Genomic DNA, 14,095 nt, shown 5'->3' on the forward strand with positions numbered 1-14,095 from the left:
GTCCGGCCGCGGCCCGGGGCGGAAACGGACGAATCGTCAGCTGAACCGGCGACCCTCGTCCCGCCGGTACGCCCAGCCCGCGAGCGTGGCGAGCAGCACCACCCAGACGCCGAGCATGATCACTGACAGCGGCTCGATCTGGTAGTCGCCCACCGCGGCCCACATCAGCTCGGCGGCCCCCCGGGTGGGCAGGAACGGCGCGATCGTCTCGATGAACCCGGGTGCTTCCCCCGGTGCGGAGAGCAGTCCGCCGCCGAACGCGAGCGGCAGGAAGACGACCTGCGCCACCACGATCGCCGCCTTGCTCGGCAGCGAGTAGCCGATGGCGAGCCCCATCAGCGTGAACGGGACCGAGATGACGGCCACGGTGACGACGGCCAGCAGGAACGCCGCCGGGGTGATCTGGGCCGCGGTTAGCGTCGCGCCGATCACCGCGACCGGGATCAGCGAGAGGTACGTCAGCGCCAGGCCGGCCAGCACCCGGCCGGCGAACCGGGGTGCCGGCCCGGCCGGCAGGGTCCGGGTGTACGGATTCCACGGCTGGTCGCGGTCCTCGGCGACACCGACGCCGTACTGGAAGATGTTGGCGCTCATCACCGAGAAGGTGACCATCGACGCGGTGGCGAAGGTGGCACCGACCGGGTCGTCGCCGGCGAACGGCACCACGAAGAAGATCATCGCGGCGGCCGGGAAGAAGGCGCTGCCGAAGACCGCCACCGGGATTCGGATGATCTCCAGGAGCTGGTAGCGGGCGTGAACCAGGGCGAGCTGCACGGTGATTCGCCTCCTCAGGCGGTGGTCGGTCGGCTGCCGGCGGCGGCGGTGGCGGGCTGCGCGGGCTTGCCGCCGGTGGGCTCTGTCCCGGTGGCGGGCTCGCTCCCGTTGGTGATGGCCAGGAACGCCTCCTCCAGCGAGGTGGGCCGGACCTCCAGGTCGGCGAAGGCGGTCCCAGCGGTGACCAGCGCCCGGACCAACTGGTCGGCGTCGGTGGTGAGCAGGTGCAGCCGGCCGTCGATCCGTTCGGTGCGGACCACGCCGGGCAGCTCGGGCAGGTCGTCGGCGACCAGGCTGACCCGGCGTACGCCGACGATGCCGCGCACCGCGTCCACGGTGTCGTCGGCGAGCACCCGGCCCTGCCCGATCACCACGACCCGGCGGGCCAGCGCCTCCACCTCCTCCAGGTAGTGGCTGCTCAACAGGACGGTCCCGCCGTCGGTGTGGAACGCCCGGATCGCGTCCCACAGGGTGTGCCGGGCGGCCACGTCCAGGCCGGTGGTCGGCTCGTCGAGCAGCACCAGTCGGGGCCGGCCGACGAACGCCAGCGCCACCGCGAGCCGGCGGCGCTGCCCACCGGAGAGGCCACCGGTCTGTCGTCGGGCGAGGTCACCCAGGCCGAAGCGGTCGAGCAGTTCTCCCCGGGGCACCGGGTCCGGGTAGTGCGCGGAGACGAAGTCGACGACCTCACCGACGCGCAGCGTCCCGGGTAGGCCGGTCTCCTGCGGGGTGACCCCGATCTGTCGCCGGGACGCCGGGTCGCGGGGGTCGCCGCCGAACAGCTCGACCCGCCCGGAGCTGGGTCGGCGCAGACCGACCAGCAGGTTCATCAGGGTGCTCTTGCCGGCGCCGTTCGGGCCGAGCAGGCCGACCAGCTCACCGGCCCGGACGTCGAGGTCGACGCGGTCGAGGGCGAGGACGTCGCCGTACCGGCGGCTGGCCTGGTCGGCGCGGGCGAGGATCATGACTGCTCCTTCGACAAGGTGGGGTCGAGCAGGGTGCGGATGGTCTCGGTGTACTCCTCGAACGCCAGCCGGCCCCGCCGGCTGAGCCGGATCAGGGTGGCCGGGGTGCGTCCGCGATGGGTCTTGCTGATCTCGACGTAGCCGGCGTCCTCGAGCTTGCGCAGGTGCACGGAGAGGTTGCCGGCGGTCATCGCGAGCAGCTCCTGCAACCGGGGGAAGGCGATCCGGTCGCCGTCACCGAGTGCGGAGAGGCTCGCGACCACACGCAGCCGGGCCTGCGCGTGGATCACCGGATCCAGCTCGGTCACTGGCGGTGCCGCTGTCGCAGCCGCCCGACCGTCCCGGCGACCAGGATTCCGCCACCGCCGGCCACCGCGATCACCAGCGCGTGCCAGCCCGGGCCCGCGAACGTGCCGATGACGTTGATCAGGCTGATCCAGACACCCAGCCGGAACAGGTTCCGGTCCAGCCAGATGGCCCCGCCGGCCATGTGCAGCGCACCGGTCAGCGCGACGGCGGTCGCCGACCAGAGCAGGGCCCCCAGGTCGTGCGGCAGGTGGTCGACGACCCGGCCGACCGCCGCGTACACGCTCAACGAACCCAGGGCCCAGGAGCAGCCGTACCAGAGCCCGCGCCGGGACGAGTCCCCGGTCACCTGCCCGTACGCCCGTGCGCCAACCACCGCCTGGATCAGCGCGGCGACCACCAACAGGAGGAAGAGCACGGTCACGGGCAGCCAGTCGGGCATCCGGACCAGCATCCGACCGTCGGGGGAGAAGCGCAGGAAGAGCAGCCCGAAGCCGACCAGCCAGGCGACGCCCCACGGCCAGTAGAGGAGCCGGGCGTCCGGTTCGAGTCGGCGTGCGGTCGCCCCCCGCTGCTCGCGGATCAGTTGGAGCGCCGCCGCGGCGGCGGGGGGTGGCAGGTCGTCGTCGGGTTCCACGCAAAGTACTTTACGCTGCAAAGTCAATGGGCCGGTTCTCGCTGCTGTCGCCCGGGGCACCGGCGCCCGCGCGGAGTGCCTATGGTGGAGAACTGTGCGGCTGACCCGTCGCACAGGACACAGGGGAGGGTCCGTGTCGAGCCCGAGTAGCGAGCTGGAGGTCCAGCCGGAGGCCTTGACCGCGTTCGCCGCGTCCTCCACCGACCGGGCGGCCCGCTTTCGCGAGCTGCACCGCTCATTCGGCGACGGGCACGTCCCGCGGCACGCCTTCGGGGTGATGCCGGCGTCGTTCGGTCTCGCGGCGACGTACGCCGAGCAGTTCGAGGCGTGCCTTCAGGGGCTGGCCGACGGCGCCGAGGTGATGGCGGACATCGCCGAAGGTCTCCGCGACACCGCCGACGCCTACACCGGCACCGACATGTTCGTGCCCGGCCGGCCGGCCGCTCCCGACGTCATCGCGCCCGGCCCGTTGTCCCCCGGCGCTGGCGCCGGCGGCCCGACCGGGCAGGTGTCCGCGTGAGCACCGAGGCGTTGCAGCGCAACAAGACCTACTTCGAGCAGATCGTGTCGGGCACCCCCGACCCGTTCAAGCCACTGTCCAACGCGGTGCTCTGGCCCTTCGAGCAACTCCTCGAACTCGTTGCCGGCGAGCCGGACGACCTGATGAACGCCGCCCAACTCTGCCTGACCACCGGTGCGGCGGTCCGCGAGATCGCCGGCGAGCAGGTCCAGGACCGGGCCCGGCTCCGCGGTGCCTGGACGGGCGACGCAGCCGAGAGTTTCCACGCCTCGATGGCCTCGGTGGAGGAGGCGATCGAGGAACTGGCCCAAGGGCTGGACGGCACCAAGGAGGTGCTGGTCGACGCGGCCAACGCGGCGGTCGACGCGTTCAACCTGCTGGTCGAGCTGATCCTGGAGTTCCTGCTCTGGTTCCTCACCGAGGTGATCATCGCGGCGGTGGCGGCGGCGCTCAGCGCCGGCATCTCGCTCGCGGCGACGGTCGTCCGGGTGCTGGCCCGGCTCGCCACCACCGTCGGCCGGATGGTCAAGATCGTGGCGCGGTTCGCCGAGATCCTGACGAAGTTGGCCACCAAGATGCAGAAGGTCGCCGAGCTGCTGATGAAGTACCGCCGGGCGGTGCTGGAGATCCGCAAGGCGAAAAAGGCGTACCGGGCGTGGAACAAGTCCGGCTGGTCGGCCGAGGCCAGGGCGTTCCAGATCGAGAAGTTCAAGACGCTCTTCCCGGGCAAGTTCCTGATCAACCACACGTCCCCGGTGAACATCCCCGGCATCGGCGGCGCCCTGCTGGACACCGGAGTCGGGCTGCACGACATCTCGGACGGCACCAAGGACCGCAACTACCTGGTGGACGGCACGTACCGCGAGGATCTGGGCCCGTACACCAAGGGCGTGCAAAATATCTTCGACTCCATCCTGACCTGAGAGGGACCGACATGACCTTTCCCGGTTTGGACCGCATCGAGGCGCTGGCCCGCAACCTGGACGGCTGGCAGCGCGAGTTGGCCAGCAAGATGACCGAGATCGAGCAGAGCAACGCCGAGGGGGTGAGCGACTCCGGTCTGGTCCGGGTCACCGCCGCCGCGGACGGCACGATCGTCTCGTCGGAGATCGACGCGCGGGCGATGCGCCTCGACTCGTACACCCTCGCCGAGGAGTTCACCGCCGCCGCCAGCCGGGCCCAGCAGGCGGCCGCCGCCCGGGTCCGCGACCTGGTGGGCGAGGTGATCGGCGACGCGCCCGGCGCCGGACGGCCGGCCGGCGACCGCCCGGACCGATACTGAGCCGATGGCGGACATCAGCTACCAGGAACGGCTGACCCAGCTGGTCGAGCCGGGCGAACAGGTGCTCGCCGTCGCGAAGACGGAGGTCGCCCACGGTGTCCTGCCGGCCGACCCGCCGACCACGGAGCAGCCGGAGCCCTCCCGCGCCGGCGGCGGGGTCTCCTCGGTGCTGCTCAACCTGATCTCGCCGCTGGTGTCCTTCCCGGCGGGGGACCGGATCGTCGACCGCATCACCCACGGGGTGGCCGGCCGGGGCGTCCCCGGCTCGTTCGCCTCGACGCTGCAACACTCGCGGCGACCGGTGCCCCCGGCGGTCATGCTCCACGACACGGTCCTCGCCGTCACCGACCGGCGGTTGCTCGTGTGCGCGTCCGGGCCGGTGAAGCTCTGGTCGAGCCGGGCCGACGACGAGCAGGCGGTGGCCGACACCCGGGTCGTCTGGTCGGCGCCCCGGGCCGCGGTGGTCGACGCCCGGGTGGGTTGGCACCGGCTCAACCCGAAGCGGCTCCGGGTGGAGTTCACCGACGGCTCGTGGTTGGCCTTCACGGTGCCGATCGCCGAGCCCGGCAAGCCGCTGCGCGAGATCGCCTCAGCCCTCTCCGGTCGCTGACCAGGTCAGCAGCGGCGCGGGCAGCGGCTCGCGGTGCAACACCGCGAGCCGGGACACCGCCCGGGTCAGCACCACGTACAGCCGGTGCAGCCCGCGCGCCTCGGCCGCGACGATCGCGGCCGGCTCGACCACCACCACGTGGTCGTACTCCAGGCCCTTGACCAGCGTCGCGGGCACCACGGTGACCCGCTCCGCGTCGGCCACGTCGTCGGCTGTGGCGGTCGGGACGCCGGCGGCGGCCAGCGCCGCGCGCAGCCCGTCGACCGCGTCGTCCGCGGCGATCACACCGACCGAGCCGTCGTGCGCGAGCGCCGCGCGCACCTCGGCCACCGTCGCGGCGGTCAGGTCGGTCACCGTACGCACGTCCAGGCCGCCGTCGCGGCGCAGCGACTCGGCCGGGGGTACGTCCACCGCGAGCGCCGGCAGCAGCCGGTTGGCGAACGCGACCACCGCGGCGGGCACCCGGAAGCCGACCGTCAGCGGGACCACCACCGCGTCCGGCTTGCCCAGGTGGGCCAGCGACTCCCGCCAGTTCGTCGCCGACCACGGCGAGGTGCCCTGCGCGAGGTCGCCGAGCAGCGTGACCGAGCCGTGCTCGCTGCGCCGGGCGATGGCCCGGCACTGCATCGGCGAGAGGTCCTGCGCCTCGTCCACCACCACGTGCCCGAACCCGGAGGGCCGTTCCAGCAACCCGGTCGCCTCATCGATCAGCACCGCGTCGGCCGCGGTCCAGCGGGTCGCCTTCGCCGTACGGGCCGGCTTCGCCCAGGTCAGCAGCGCCTGCTCGGTGTCGCTGAGCAGCCCGTCCGCCGCGGTGGCGAGCCGCGCCGGGTCGGCCAGCAGGCCGTGTACGAGGCCCTCGGGGGTGAGCGCCGGCCAGACCGCGTCCAGGAGATCGGTCACCGGTCGGCATCGACCCATCCGGCGCAGCCAGGCGTCGCTGGGCGACTCCGCCCGCCGCGCCTCGGCCTGCCGTTGCAGCAGGCTCACCACCCGCGCCCGGACCCGCTCCCGGCCGGTGCCGTACGGCAGCCCCTCCCGGCGGGTCTCCTCGACGATCCGGTGCAGCGGCTCCAGCCCGATCCGCCACCGGAACGAGCCGTCCGACACGGTGATCGAGTCGGTCGGCGTGCCGATCTGTGCCTGCACCGCGCGATGCAGCACGCTGGCCATCCGAACGTCGTGCTTGAGCGCGGCGACCGCCGGCGACTCGACCGCCCGGACCGGCACCCGCGAGATCAACTCCTCCATGGTGGCCTGCTCGACCTCAACCTCGCCGAGTGCCGGCAGCACCGCCGCGATGTACGACAGGAACGCCCGGTTCGGTCCGACGATCAGCACACCCGCGCGTCGCAACCGCTCCCGGTGCACGTAGAGCAGGTACGCGGCCCGGTGCAGGCCAACCGCCGTCTTCCCGGTGCCCGGCGCGCCCTGCACGCAGATCGAGTCGGCCAGATCGGCCCGGACCAGCTCGTCCTGCTCCGGCTGGATGGTGGCGACAATGTCCCGCATCGGCCCGACGCGCGGCCGCTCGATCTCGGCGGTGAGGATCCGGCTGGTCGTGCCCAGCTCCTCGCCCCGGTCCAGTCGCTCGTCCTCGAAGCTGGTCAGCACTCCGTTGCTGAACCCGAACCGGCGCCGGACCGCCACCCCCTGCGGATCCCGCGCGCTGGCCCGGTAGAACGACCGGGAGACCGGCGCCCGCCAGTCCAGCACCAACGGCTGGCCCAGCTCGTCGCTGACATGCCGCCGCCCCACGTGGTACCGCCGCCCGTCATGATCGCCGCTGCCGCTGCTGGCCTCCCCGGCGGTGGTGTCGGCGCCGGTTGTGCCTGTGCGGCCGGCGGTGTCCGCGCGGCTCGTGCCTGCCGCGCCGGTGGTGTCCGCACCGGTTGTGCCGGTGGCCCTGGTCGTGCCCGACCCGGCGCTGGTGCCCGTGCCCGAGGCGTCGTCGCCGGTCCCGCTGTCCGTGGTTCCGGAGAAGTCGAGGCGGCCGAAGAAGAGCGGCGTTGTCGGATCGTCGGCCAGTTCGGCCACCCGACGGGACAACGTGCGGCCGAGCGTCTCTGCCGCGTAGGCGTCGCCGGCCACCTGGTCCCCGGTGGCGAAGAGGGCCTCGGCCCGCTCCCGCATCCGCCGTAGCGCCTCCCGCGAGGTGGCGAGGTGCGCGCGCTCGGCGGCGAGATCCGTGTCGAGGTGGGTGTCGAGGTCGAGTGCGGGCATGCTGATGTCCCATCGTTCACATCTGCTGCGCGCTCGCGTGTCCGGGGGCGGATGGCCGGCCGCCCGGCGCGGGGACGTCCGTTCCGGTGCAGCTCACCTCGGCCGTCAAGCGGCCTGCAACCCTACGCTTCCGCGCCCGACGCTTCTACCGAATTACCGACGCGACCACCCGATAGAGACGGCGTGGCGCCGCGGCGGCGTCGCTGAGGTCGCGGCGACGCGGTGTTGGGGGCGCGGCGACGCGGCGTTGGGGAGGTACGGCGCTGGGAGCGCGCCGCTGGGGCGCGGCGATGCGGCGTTGGGGGAGGCGCGGCGCTGGGGCGCGCCGGTCGGGGCGCCGCGACGCGGCGTGGGGGAAGTGCGGCGCTGCGGGCGCGCCGCTGCGGGCGCGCCGCTTGGGGGCGCAGCGATGCGGAGGCGCGGCGATGTGGCCCGGCGCGGCGTACTGCCGGAGCCCTCTGGCGCGAAGGCATTGCCTTTCGTGTCAGCAGCGCCGGTGGTAGAGGTTGCGGCGCGGGGTGCGGAGCGGGTCGAGCCAGCGGGGCGGGAGGAAGTCCGGCTGGCCGTCCGCCGCGATGCGGACCGTCCAGTCGCCCTGATGGAGGAGGCGGTGATGGTAGCCGCAGAGCAGGACGGCGTTGCCCAGCGCCGTCGCGCCGCCGTCGGCCCAGTGTTGGACGTGGTGGCCGTCGCACCATCGGGGTGGTCGGTCGCAGCCGGGAAAGGCGCAGCCGCCATCCCGCAGTATCAGTGCGCGGCGCAGGGGCCCGGTGAAGAGCCGCCGCTGACGCCCGACGTCCAGGACCTGGCTGTTGCCGCCCAACACGGCGGGCAGCACGGAGGCGTCGCAGGCGAGGCGACGGACCGACGCTGGCGTGAGGCACGCCCCGGTCTCCAGGTGCGCAGCGCCAACCGGCAGATCTCGCCGAGCGCGTCCGCCCGGCGTTGACCGGGGCTGCGGTCGTCGTGCGCGCCTGCCGGGGCGCACAGCGGATCGATCGCCTCGCGCAGCAGGCTCGCGGTCTCGGTGTCGAGGCTGCCGCTCAGGCGTACCTGCCCGTCCTGTTGCTCGGAGAGGGTGACGTGCCGGCCGGCCTCGGCCCGCTCGGCGGCCCTCTCGAGCGCTGCCAGCTCTGCCTGGTCGGCCAGGTCCGGCGCGACGTGGCTGAGGACACGGGCCCCGAGACGGCTCAGGATGGCCGGGTCGAACCGGTCGGCCCACGCGATGAGCAGCTGGGTGGCCTTGTCGGTTACCTCCGGCCCCGCCTCGACCGGAAGGTCCCCGATCGTCTCCGCCACCACCCGGCCCTGCTCGACGGTGATGGCACCGGTGAGCAGGGCGTCGCGCACCGCGGACGGCGCGGCGTCGACGGTGGCGGCGAGCTGGACCAGCTGGCGGGCGGATCGACCGGAGAGTCGGAGCCGCTCCCGAAGCCAGACTGCGGTGGACGAGGCGCCCTGGGCGACCGCAAGGCCGCGGGCGTCCAGCTCGCGCACCAGCCCGAGCTGGACGGTGGCCAGCCGCTGCGCGACCGTGTGCGTCGCGTCGAGCGACGCGAGCAACTCGGCGTCGGAGAGCGTCCACGGGGCGGCCTCGGCGCAGTCGTCGACGGCTCCGCCCGCCTGCGCCAACGCCCTCAACATGAAGCGAAAATGGAACAGGTGTACGACACTTTCCCTGATCTGGCGCAATGCCGCTGCGCCGCTCTGACCCGCGCTCTGGAGGCGGCAGAACGCCGACGACGCGGGCGCGCTCTGCGCGGCCTGCGGGGGTGATGGCGGCTGGCGCCTGCGGCCGGGATCATGGGGGTATGACCGAGGCCCGCCCCGAGCCGCGTTGGATGATGATCAGTGACCCGCAGGTGATGCGGGCGCTGGCCCACCCGGCCCGGATCGCGATCATGGAGTATCTGAGCAGCCGTGAGGGTGGTGGGACCGCCACCGAGTGCGCCGAGATCGCCGGGCTGTCACCGAGCGCGACCAGTTACCACCTGCGGGCGCTGGCGAAGTTCGGCCTGGTGGAGCAGGCGCCGAGCCGGGGGGACGCCCGGGAGCGGGTGTGGCGCACGCCCAGTCCGAGTTGGATGGTCGACGCGGGCCGCGAGGCCGGGCCCGAGGCGCGCGCCGCCGAACAGGCGCTGGTGGAGGCGCACGCGGTCCGGGCCATGGAGCGGACCCGGGACTGGCTGCGGCGCGCCGGGGACGAGCCCGCCGAGTGGTACGACACGGCGCTGTTCAACGACACGCTCCTGCTGCTCACCGCCGAGGAGTTGGCCGAGCTGAACGAGGCGGTCGTGGCGCTGTTCAGGCCGTACCGCCTTCGACGGGGCCGGGCCGACCCGCCGCCGGGGGCCCGCGCCGTCTCCGTGCAGTACCGGGTGGTGCCGCTGGCGTAGCGGGGTTGCGTCGACCAGATGTGAAGGATTATTTTCGAAGTATGTCCTTCACATCTGACGAGTCGCGCTGGTCGGACGTGTGGCTCGCCGCCACCGCGCGCGGCACCACGATCTGCGGTGACTTCCTCGCCGCCACCGCGCTCGCGCTGGCGCTGCAGGGCGCCGGCGCCGGCGGGCTCGCCGTGTCAGGGCTGCTGCTCGCCGCCACCCTGCCCCTGGTGGTGCTCGCCCCACTCGCCGGCCGGCTCGCCGACCGGGTGGACAGCCGCACCCTGCTGGTGACCGTCGGGCTGGCCCAGGCCGCGATCTGTGCACTGCTCGCCCTCGTCGACCAACCGGTTCTGGTGGTGGGGCTCGTCGCACTGCTCGCCTGCGGGCTGGCGGTGACCCAGCCGTGCCTGGCGGCGCTGCTGCCGGCGATGGTCCGCCCGGGTGACCTGCCACGGGCGGGCGCGATCAGTCAGACCGCCGTCTCCCTCGGTGCGCTCGGCGGCCCGGTGCTGGCCGGGCTGCTGGTGGGGCAGTTCGGCACCCGCGTACCGCTGCTGCTCGACGCCGCGACCTACCTGGCACTGGTGGTCGCCGGTCTGCTGCTGCGGACGCGGCGCGGTGGTCGGCGGACCACCGCGGTGGTCACCCCGGCCAACCCACGCGGTACGGCCCCCGCCTGGCGGCTGCGCCGGGACCCGCTGATGCTCGTCATGGTGGTGAGCACCGCAGTGGTGATCGCGGCGATCGGCGGCATCAACGTGATCGAGGTTTTCTTCATCCGGGAGACCCTGAACGGGTCGCCGACCACGTACGGCCTGGTCAGCGCCGCCTGGATGGCGGGGATGCTGCCCGGTGGCTGGCTCGCCGCCCGGCTCGCCCGCCGGCTGGACGACGACGGCGCCCTGGTCCGTGGGGTGCTGCTCACGCTGGCCGGGTGCAGCCTGATGGTGCTGCTCGCCGCAGTGGTGCCGGCGGCGAGCCTGCTGGTGCCGCTCTGGCTGGTGGGGGGCGCGGCCAACGGGGGCGAGAACGTCTTCGCCAACCTGCTCACCGCTCGGCGGGTGCCGGAGGCGATGCGGGCCCGGGCGTACGCCAGTTACGGCGCGGCGGTGCAGGGAGGCTCGATGACCGGCTTTCTGGTCGGCGGCGCGCTGCTCACGGTCGTCCCGCCCCGGCCACTGATCGCCGCGGCCGGCGGGGCCGGACTGCTGGTGGTGCTGGCCTTCGTGCCGGTCGTCGCGCGGGTGGTACGCCGGCCGTCGCCGAACGACCCGGGCGGACCGCGGCACCAGCGGTGGACCGGGCCGGATGCGGGGTTGGCCACTCCGGGCGGACCCGCCGAGCCGGAGCCGCCGACCAGGGATACGGTCGGATCATGGCTGAGCGCATCGCACGTCCCCGGGTCGGGCACATCCAGTTCCTGAACTGCCTTCCGATCTACTGGGGTCTGATGCGCTCCGGTGCCCTGCTCGACGTGGATCTGCACAAGGAAACGCCGGACCAGTTGAACGCCGCCCTGGTCGCCGGTGACCTGGACATCGGCCCGATCTCGCTGGTGGAGTACCTGCGGCACGCGGACGAGCTGCTGCTCCTGCCGGGCCTGGCGGTGGGCAGCGACGGGCCGGTGCTCTCGGTCAACATGGTCTCCACCCGCCCCCTCGGTGAGCTGGACGGCGCCCGGGTGGCGCTCGGCTCCACCTCACGGACCGGGGTGCTGCTGGCCCAGCTGCTGCTCGCCGAGCGGTACAACGTCCGGCCCGACTACTTCCGCTGCCCGCCGGACCTGACCCAGATGCTGCTGGAGGCCGATGCCGGGGTGCTGATCGGTGACGTGGCGCTGCGGGCGCTCTACGAGGCGCCGAGCCGGGGGCTCACGGTGACCGACCTCGGGCAGGCTTGGCGGGAGTGGAGCGGCCTGCCGATGGTCTTCGCGGTCTGGGCGGTCCGACGCGACTTCGCCGCCGCTCACCCGGGGCTGGTCAAGGAGGTGCACGAGGCGTTCCTGCGCTCGCGTGACCTCTGCCTGGCCGAGCTGGACCAGGTTGCGGAAGCGGCGGCCCGCTGGGAGACGTTCGACGCCGCGACGCTGGCCACGTACTTCCGGACCCTGGACTTCTCGCTGGGTGACCGGCAGGTCGCCGGTCTGCGGGAGTTCGCCCGGCGGGCTGCCGCGCTCGGCGAGGTCCCGGCGCTGCCGGAAGGCGGCCCGGAGTTCTTCGCGGGCTGAGCCGCCGGATCCGCGCCGAGCGGGCTGAGCCCCCGGTTTCGCGCCGAGCGGCCTGGCCCGCCAGGCGCGGCCGTGGAGCGTGGGTCAGACGCCGGGGCGGAGCAGGGCCTCGGTGATCTTCTCGCAGTTCTTCATGCCGTAGTCGTAGCCCATGCCGATCGGGTACTTGACCATCACGCCCATCGTCCAGGTGTCGCCGATGGCCAGGCAGTTGATGTGCATCTCCTGCTCCCTGGTCCGGTCGATCCACCCGTTCTTGATGGCGATCTGCTTCCGCTCCGCCGCTGGGAACGCCTTGCGGATGCCGAAGTCACCGGCGCCGCGCACCAGCCGCATCTCGTTGAGCAGCCACTTGGTCCACTTCGGTCCGGCGGCGGTGCCGTCGGCGATGCAGTTGCCCAGCCGGGCGGTGTCCCGAGGGGAGAGCGCCGTGCGGCTCCAGCCGCCATCGGGGGCGACGCTGCTGTCGGTTAGCTTGCACATGGTGAGCAGCCGCCGGATCGAGGCGGCGCGGCCGACCGAGTTGTAGAACTGCTCGGCGCGGGTGTTGTCGCTGTCCCGGATGATCCGTGTCGCGTCGGCGAGCTTCGCGTCGCTCGGGGTGTCGCCGGCGTCGGCCGTGCGGCGCAGGTAGTCGGCGACGATCCACGACTTGATCATCGAAGCGGTGGTGCTGGTCTCGTCCATGTTCTTGGAGCCGATGATCTTTCCGGTCCGACGGTCGAGCACGCTCCAGGAGTACCAGCCCTCGATGTCGAGCTTGAGGTCCTTGGCCTGGAACGGCAGCGGCTCCAGGGACGGGCTGGGACTGGCGCTCGGCGGCATGGCCGGCTGACGGGCGCTGCGGTTGGTGGCCCCGCCGGTGGACCGGTCGCTGGTCGTTCCGGCGTCGCCCCACCGGACGGCGGCAGCCGACTCGAAGGGCGACCCGGGCAGCAGCCGCAGCGACACCAGGACCAGCCCGATCAGGACGACCGCGATCGCGATCATCCGCAGCGGGGACGCCTCGCGACCGCCGCGACGCTCGGCCCGACGGTTGCCGGCCATCAGAGCTTCCCGACCGGCTGCTGCGGCACCTTGAGCGCGGCGCCGGGCTGCGGGGTGACGAGCTGGGTGGCCACGCTGGCGCAGACCTGCGCGCCGTAGTCCAGCCCGCTCTTGATCGGGTAGCGCAGCATCACCGCGAGGCTCCACTTGCCGTTGACCGCGAGGCAGTTGACGTGCCAGTTGCCGTCGTAGTTGATCGGCGTCCAGCCGTTCTTGATGCTGACCGGACCCTGGGCGGTGATCGACTTTGGCAGGCCGTTGATGATGCCCCAGCGGCCACCGCCGTACTCGCTCTTCTGGTCCTTTTTCGCGGTGGTGCCCCGGACCTTGCTCATCTGATCCAGCACCCACTTGGTCCACTTCGGGCCGGCGGCCTTGCCGTCGGCGATGCAGTCGCCGAGCCGGACCGCGTCGCGCGGGGACATCCGGGTGAAGCTCCAGTAGCCGGTGTAGGGCTCGACGTTGCCGCGCTTGGTGTCGGTCAGCCCGCAGATCGTGATCGCACGCTGGATCACCGCGTCGGGTTTGCTGCTCTTCGACGCCTTGTACGAGCCGCCCGCAGCGGCATGGACCTTGTTGGCCGCGGTGTCGTTGCTGTCGATGATCGCGAGCCGGGCCGCCTCCTTCAGCGACGCGGTCGGCTCCTTGTCCTTGAGCTGCCGCAGATAGTCGGAGACGATCCAGGCCTTGATCATCGATTCGGTGGAGCTGGTCGCGGTCATGTTCGACGATCCGGAGATCTTGCCGGTCTGCCGGTCCAGCAACGCCCACGAGAAGAACTCGCCCTTGAAGGCCACCGACACCGGGCCAGCGGCGAGTGTGGGTGGTGGCGGTGGGGTCGGTGCGGGCGCGGCGACGCTCCCGGCGCCGCCTCCGCCTCCACCGCTGCCGTCGCCGGCGAGCCGGGCGTACGCGGCGGGGACCAGCAGGACGCCACCGAGCAGGACCGCCACGACGGCGAACACCATGATCACGCGGGATCGCATGAGTTGGGTGAGCTCCAGATGTCAGGGCCGGGGGAGACCGGCTTGTTGTCCGGGGCGACCGGTGCGATCGCCGAGGCCGGGGGAGGTGGCCTCTGTGGAGACGGCGATTCTGGGCAGCCGATCGTGTGACC

Annotated in this window: 16 protein-coding genes; 7 read left to right on the forward strand and 9 right to left on the reverse strand. The window is 72.8% G+C overall.

The annotated features are described in order from the left end of the window. Window positions 1-36: 36 nt before the first annotated feature. From ACWD5O_RS18320 to ACWD5O_RS18335, 4 genes are read right to left on the reverse strand one after another with little or no spacing between them, the layout of a single operon-like run. Window positions 37-774: an ABC transporter permease gene (locus tag ACWD5O_RS18320; protein ID WP_354967296.1), complete on the reverse strand. Its 738-nt coding sequence runs from the start codon at window positions 772-774 to the stop codon at window positions 37-39. Between the two features lie 14 nt (window positions 775-788). Then, window positions 789-1,739 (reverse strand): ABC transporter ATP-binding protein, encoded by a 951-nt coding sequence (locus tag ACWD5O_RS18325; RefSeq protein WP_354967297.1) that lies wholly within the window; start codon window positions 1,737-1,739, stop codon window positions 789-791. Continuing rightward, entirely contained in the window at window positions 1,736-2,047 is a 312-nt protein-coding gene (locus ACWD5O_RS18330) for a transcriptional regulator (protein ID WP_354967298.1), read from the reverse strand. Before ACWD5O_RS18330 ends, ACWD5O_RS18325 begins: the two co-directional genes overlap by 4 nt. Continuing rightward, a complete protein-coding gene (locus ACWD5O_RS18335) occupies window positions 2,044-2,682 on the reverse strand; it encodes a transporter (RefSeq protein ID WP_354967299.1) in 639 nt (212 codons plus the stop codon). Before ACWD5O_RS18335 ends, ACWD5O_RS18330 begins: the two co-directional genes overlap by 4 nt. Before the next feature lie 133 nt (window positions 2,683-2,815). On the opposite strand from ACWD5O_RS18335, the gene ACWD5O_RS18340 reads away from it, so the two are divergent. From ACWD5O_RS18340 to ACWD5O_RS18355, 4 genes are read left to right on the forward strand one after another with little or no spacing between them, the layout of a single operon-like run. Continuing rightward, complete coding sequence (locus tag ACWD5O_RS18340) at window positions 2,816-3,202, forward strand: type VII secretion target (RefSeq protein WP_450085998.1); 387 nt, start codon at window positions 2,816-2,818, stop codon at window positions 3,200-3,202. Further along, on the forward strand, window positions 3,199-4,125 hold the full coding sequence (locus tag ACWD5O_RS18345) for a WXG100 family type VII secretion target (RefSeq protein WP_354967301.1): 927 nt from the start codon (window positions 3,199-3,201) through the stop codon (window positions 4,123-4,125). Before ACWD5O_RS18340 ends, ACWD5O_RS18345 begins: the two co-directional genes overlap by 4 nt. An 11-nt stretch (window positions 4,126-4,136) precedes the next feature. After that, window positions 4,137-4,484, forward strand: a complete 348-nt coding sequence (locus ACWD5O_RS18350; RefSeq protein WP_354967302.1) for a YbaB/EbfC family nucleoid-associated protein — start codon at window positions 4,137-4,139, stop codon at window positions 4,482-4,484. Window positions 4,485-4,488: 4 nt separating this feature from the next. Next, window positions 4,489-5,094, forward strand: coding sequence for a hypothetical protein (locus ACWD5O_RS18355; protein WP_450085999.1), 606 nt, complete (start codon window positions 4,489-4,491; stop codon window positions 5,092-5,094). Here the strand turns inward: ACWD5O_RS18355 and ACWD5O_RS18360 are convergent. The 3 genes from ACWD5O_RS18360 to ACWD5O_RS18370 form a co-directional block, all read right to left on the reverse strand. Then, window positions 5,074-7,317 carry a HelD family protein gene (locus tag ACWD5O_RS18360; protein WP_450086000.1) on the reverse strand — a complete coding sequence of 748 codons (2,244 nt, stop codon included), beginning with the start codon at window positions 7,315-7,317 and terminating at the stop codon, window positions 5,074-5,076. The two genes, ACWD5O_RS18355 and ACWD5O_RS18360, sit on opposite strands and share 21 nt — an antisense overlap. Before the next feature lie 484 nt (window positions 7,318-7,801). Beyond that, the gene (locus tag ACWD5O_RS18365) at window positions 7,802-8,143 is read right to left on the reverse strand and encodes an HNH endonuclease signature motif containing protein (RefSeq protein WP_354967305.1); all 342 of its coding nucleotides are present in this window, start codon (window positions 8,141-8,143) and stop codon (window positions 7,802-7,804) included. After that, a complete protein-coding gene (locus tag ACWD5O_RS18370) occupies window positions 8,065-8,961 on the reverse strand; it encodes a DUF222 domain-containing protein (protein WP_354967306.1) in 897 nt (298 codons plus the stop codon). The genes ACWD5O_RS18365 and ACWD5O_RS18370 overlap by 79 nt, the downstream gene beginning before the upstream one ends. A gap of 167 nt (window positions 8,962-9,128) precedes the next feature. Here ACWD5O_RS18370 and ACWD5O_RS18375 point away from each other — a divergent pair, with 167 nt between their 5' ends. The 3 genes from ACWD5O_RS18375 to ACWD5O_RS18385 are packed head-to-tail and all read left to right on the forward strand — an operon-like array spanning window position 9,129 to window position 11,931. Further along, the gene (locus tag ACWD5O_RS18375) at window positions 9,129-9,713 is read left to right on the forward strand and encodes an ArsR/SmtB family transcription factor (protein ID WP_354967307.1); all 585 of its coding nucleotides are present in this window, start codon (window positions 9,129-9,131) and stop codon (window positions 9,711-9,713) included. Window positions 9,714-9,754: 41 nt separating this feature from the next. Continuing rightward, window positions 9,755-11,128, forward strand: coding sequence for an MFS transporter (locus ACWD5O_RS18380; protein ID WP_450086001.1), 1,374 nt, complete (start codon window positions 9,755-9,757; stop codon window positions 11,126-11,128). Continuing rightward, on the forward strand, window positions 11,080-11,931 hold the full coding sequence (locus ACWD5O_RS18385) for a menaquinone biosynthetic enzyme MqnA/MqnD family protein (protein WP_354967309.1): 852 nt from the start codon (window positions 11,080-11,082) through the stop codon (window positions 11,929-11,931). The genes ACWD5O_RS18380 and ACWD5O_RS18385 overlap by 49 nt, the downstream gene beginning before the upstream one ends. Window positions 11,932-12,015: 84 nt before the next feature. Here ACWD5O_RS18385 and ACWD5O_RS18390 read toward each other — a convergent pair whose 3' ends face one another. Together ACWD5O_RS18390 and ACWD5O_RS18395 are read right to left on the reverse strand one after the other, a co-directional pair. After that, window positions 12,016-12,978 (reverse strand): serine hydrolase, encoded by a 963-nt coding sequence (locus ACWD5O_RS18390; RefSeq protein ID WP_354967310.1) that lies wholly within the window; start codon window positions 12,976-12,978, stop codon window positions 12,016-12,018. Continuing rightward, complete coding sequence (locus tag ACWD5O_RS18395) at window positions 12,978-13,964, reverse strand: serine hydrolase (protein WP_354967311.1); 987 nt, start codon at window positions 13,962-13,964, stop codon at window positions 12,978-12,980. The genes ACWD5O_RS18390 and ACWD5O_RS18395 overlap by 1 nt, the downstream gene beginning before the upstream one ends. Window positions 13,965-14,095 lie beyond the last annotated feature (131 nt).

It is taken from the genome of Micromonospora sp. NPDC005161 (assembly GCF_053599855.1).

What these genes read in the sequence shown, in the direction of transcription:
- ACWD5O_RS18325 (WP_354967297.1), bottom strand. Translation starts at nt 1,739, where the DNA reads ATGATCCTCGCCCGCGCCGACCAGGCCAGCCGCCGGTACGGCGACGTC.
- ACWD5O_RS18350 (WP_354967302.1), top strand. Translation starts at nt 4,137, where the DNA reads ATGACCTTTCCCGGTTTGGACCGCATCGAGGCGCTGGCCCGCAACCTG.
- ACWD5O_RS18355 (WP_450085999.1), top strand. Translation starts at nt 4,489, where the DNA reads ATGGCGGACATCAGCTACCAGGAACGGCTGACCCAGCTGGTCGAGCCG.
- ACWD5O_RS18360 (WP_450086000.1), bottom strand. Translation starts at nt 7,317, where the DNA reads ATGCCCGCACTCGACCTCGACACCCACCTCGACACGGATCTCGCCGCC.
- ACWD5O_RS18370 (WP_354967306.1), bottom strand. Translation starts at nt 8,961, where the DNA reads ATGTTGAGGGCGTTGGCGCAGGCGGGCGGAGCCGTCGACGACTGCGCC.
- ACWD5O_RS18375 (WP_354967307.1), top strand. Translation starts at nt 9,129, where the DNA reads ATGACCGAGGCCCGCCCCGAGCCGCGTTGGATGATGATCAGTGACCCG.
- ACWD5O_RS18380 (WP_450086001.1), top strand. Translation starts at nt 9,755, where the DNA reads ATGTCCTTCACATCTGACGAGTCGCGCTGGTCGGACGTGTGGCTCGCC.
- ACWD5O_RS18385 (WP_354967309.1), top strand. Translation starts at nt 11,080, where the DNA reads ATGGCTGAGCGCATCGCACGTCCCCGGGTCGGGCACATCCAGTTCCTG.
- ACWD5O_RS18390 (WP_354967310.1), bottom strand. Translation starts at nt 12,978, where the DNA reads ATGGCCGGCAACCGTCGGGCCGAGCGTCGCGGCGGTCGCGAGGCGTCC.
- ACWD5O_RS18395 (WP_354967311.1), bottom strand. Translation starts at nt 13,964, where the DNA reads ATGCGATCCCGCGTGATCATGGTGTTCGCCGTCGTGGCGGTCCTGCTC.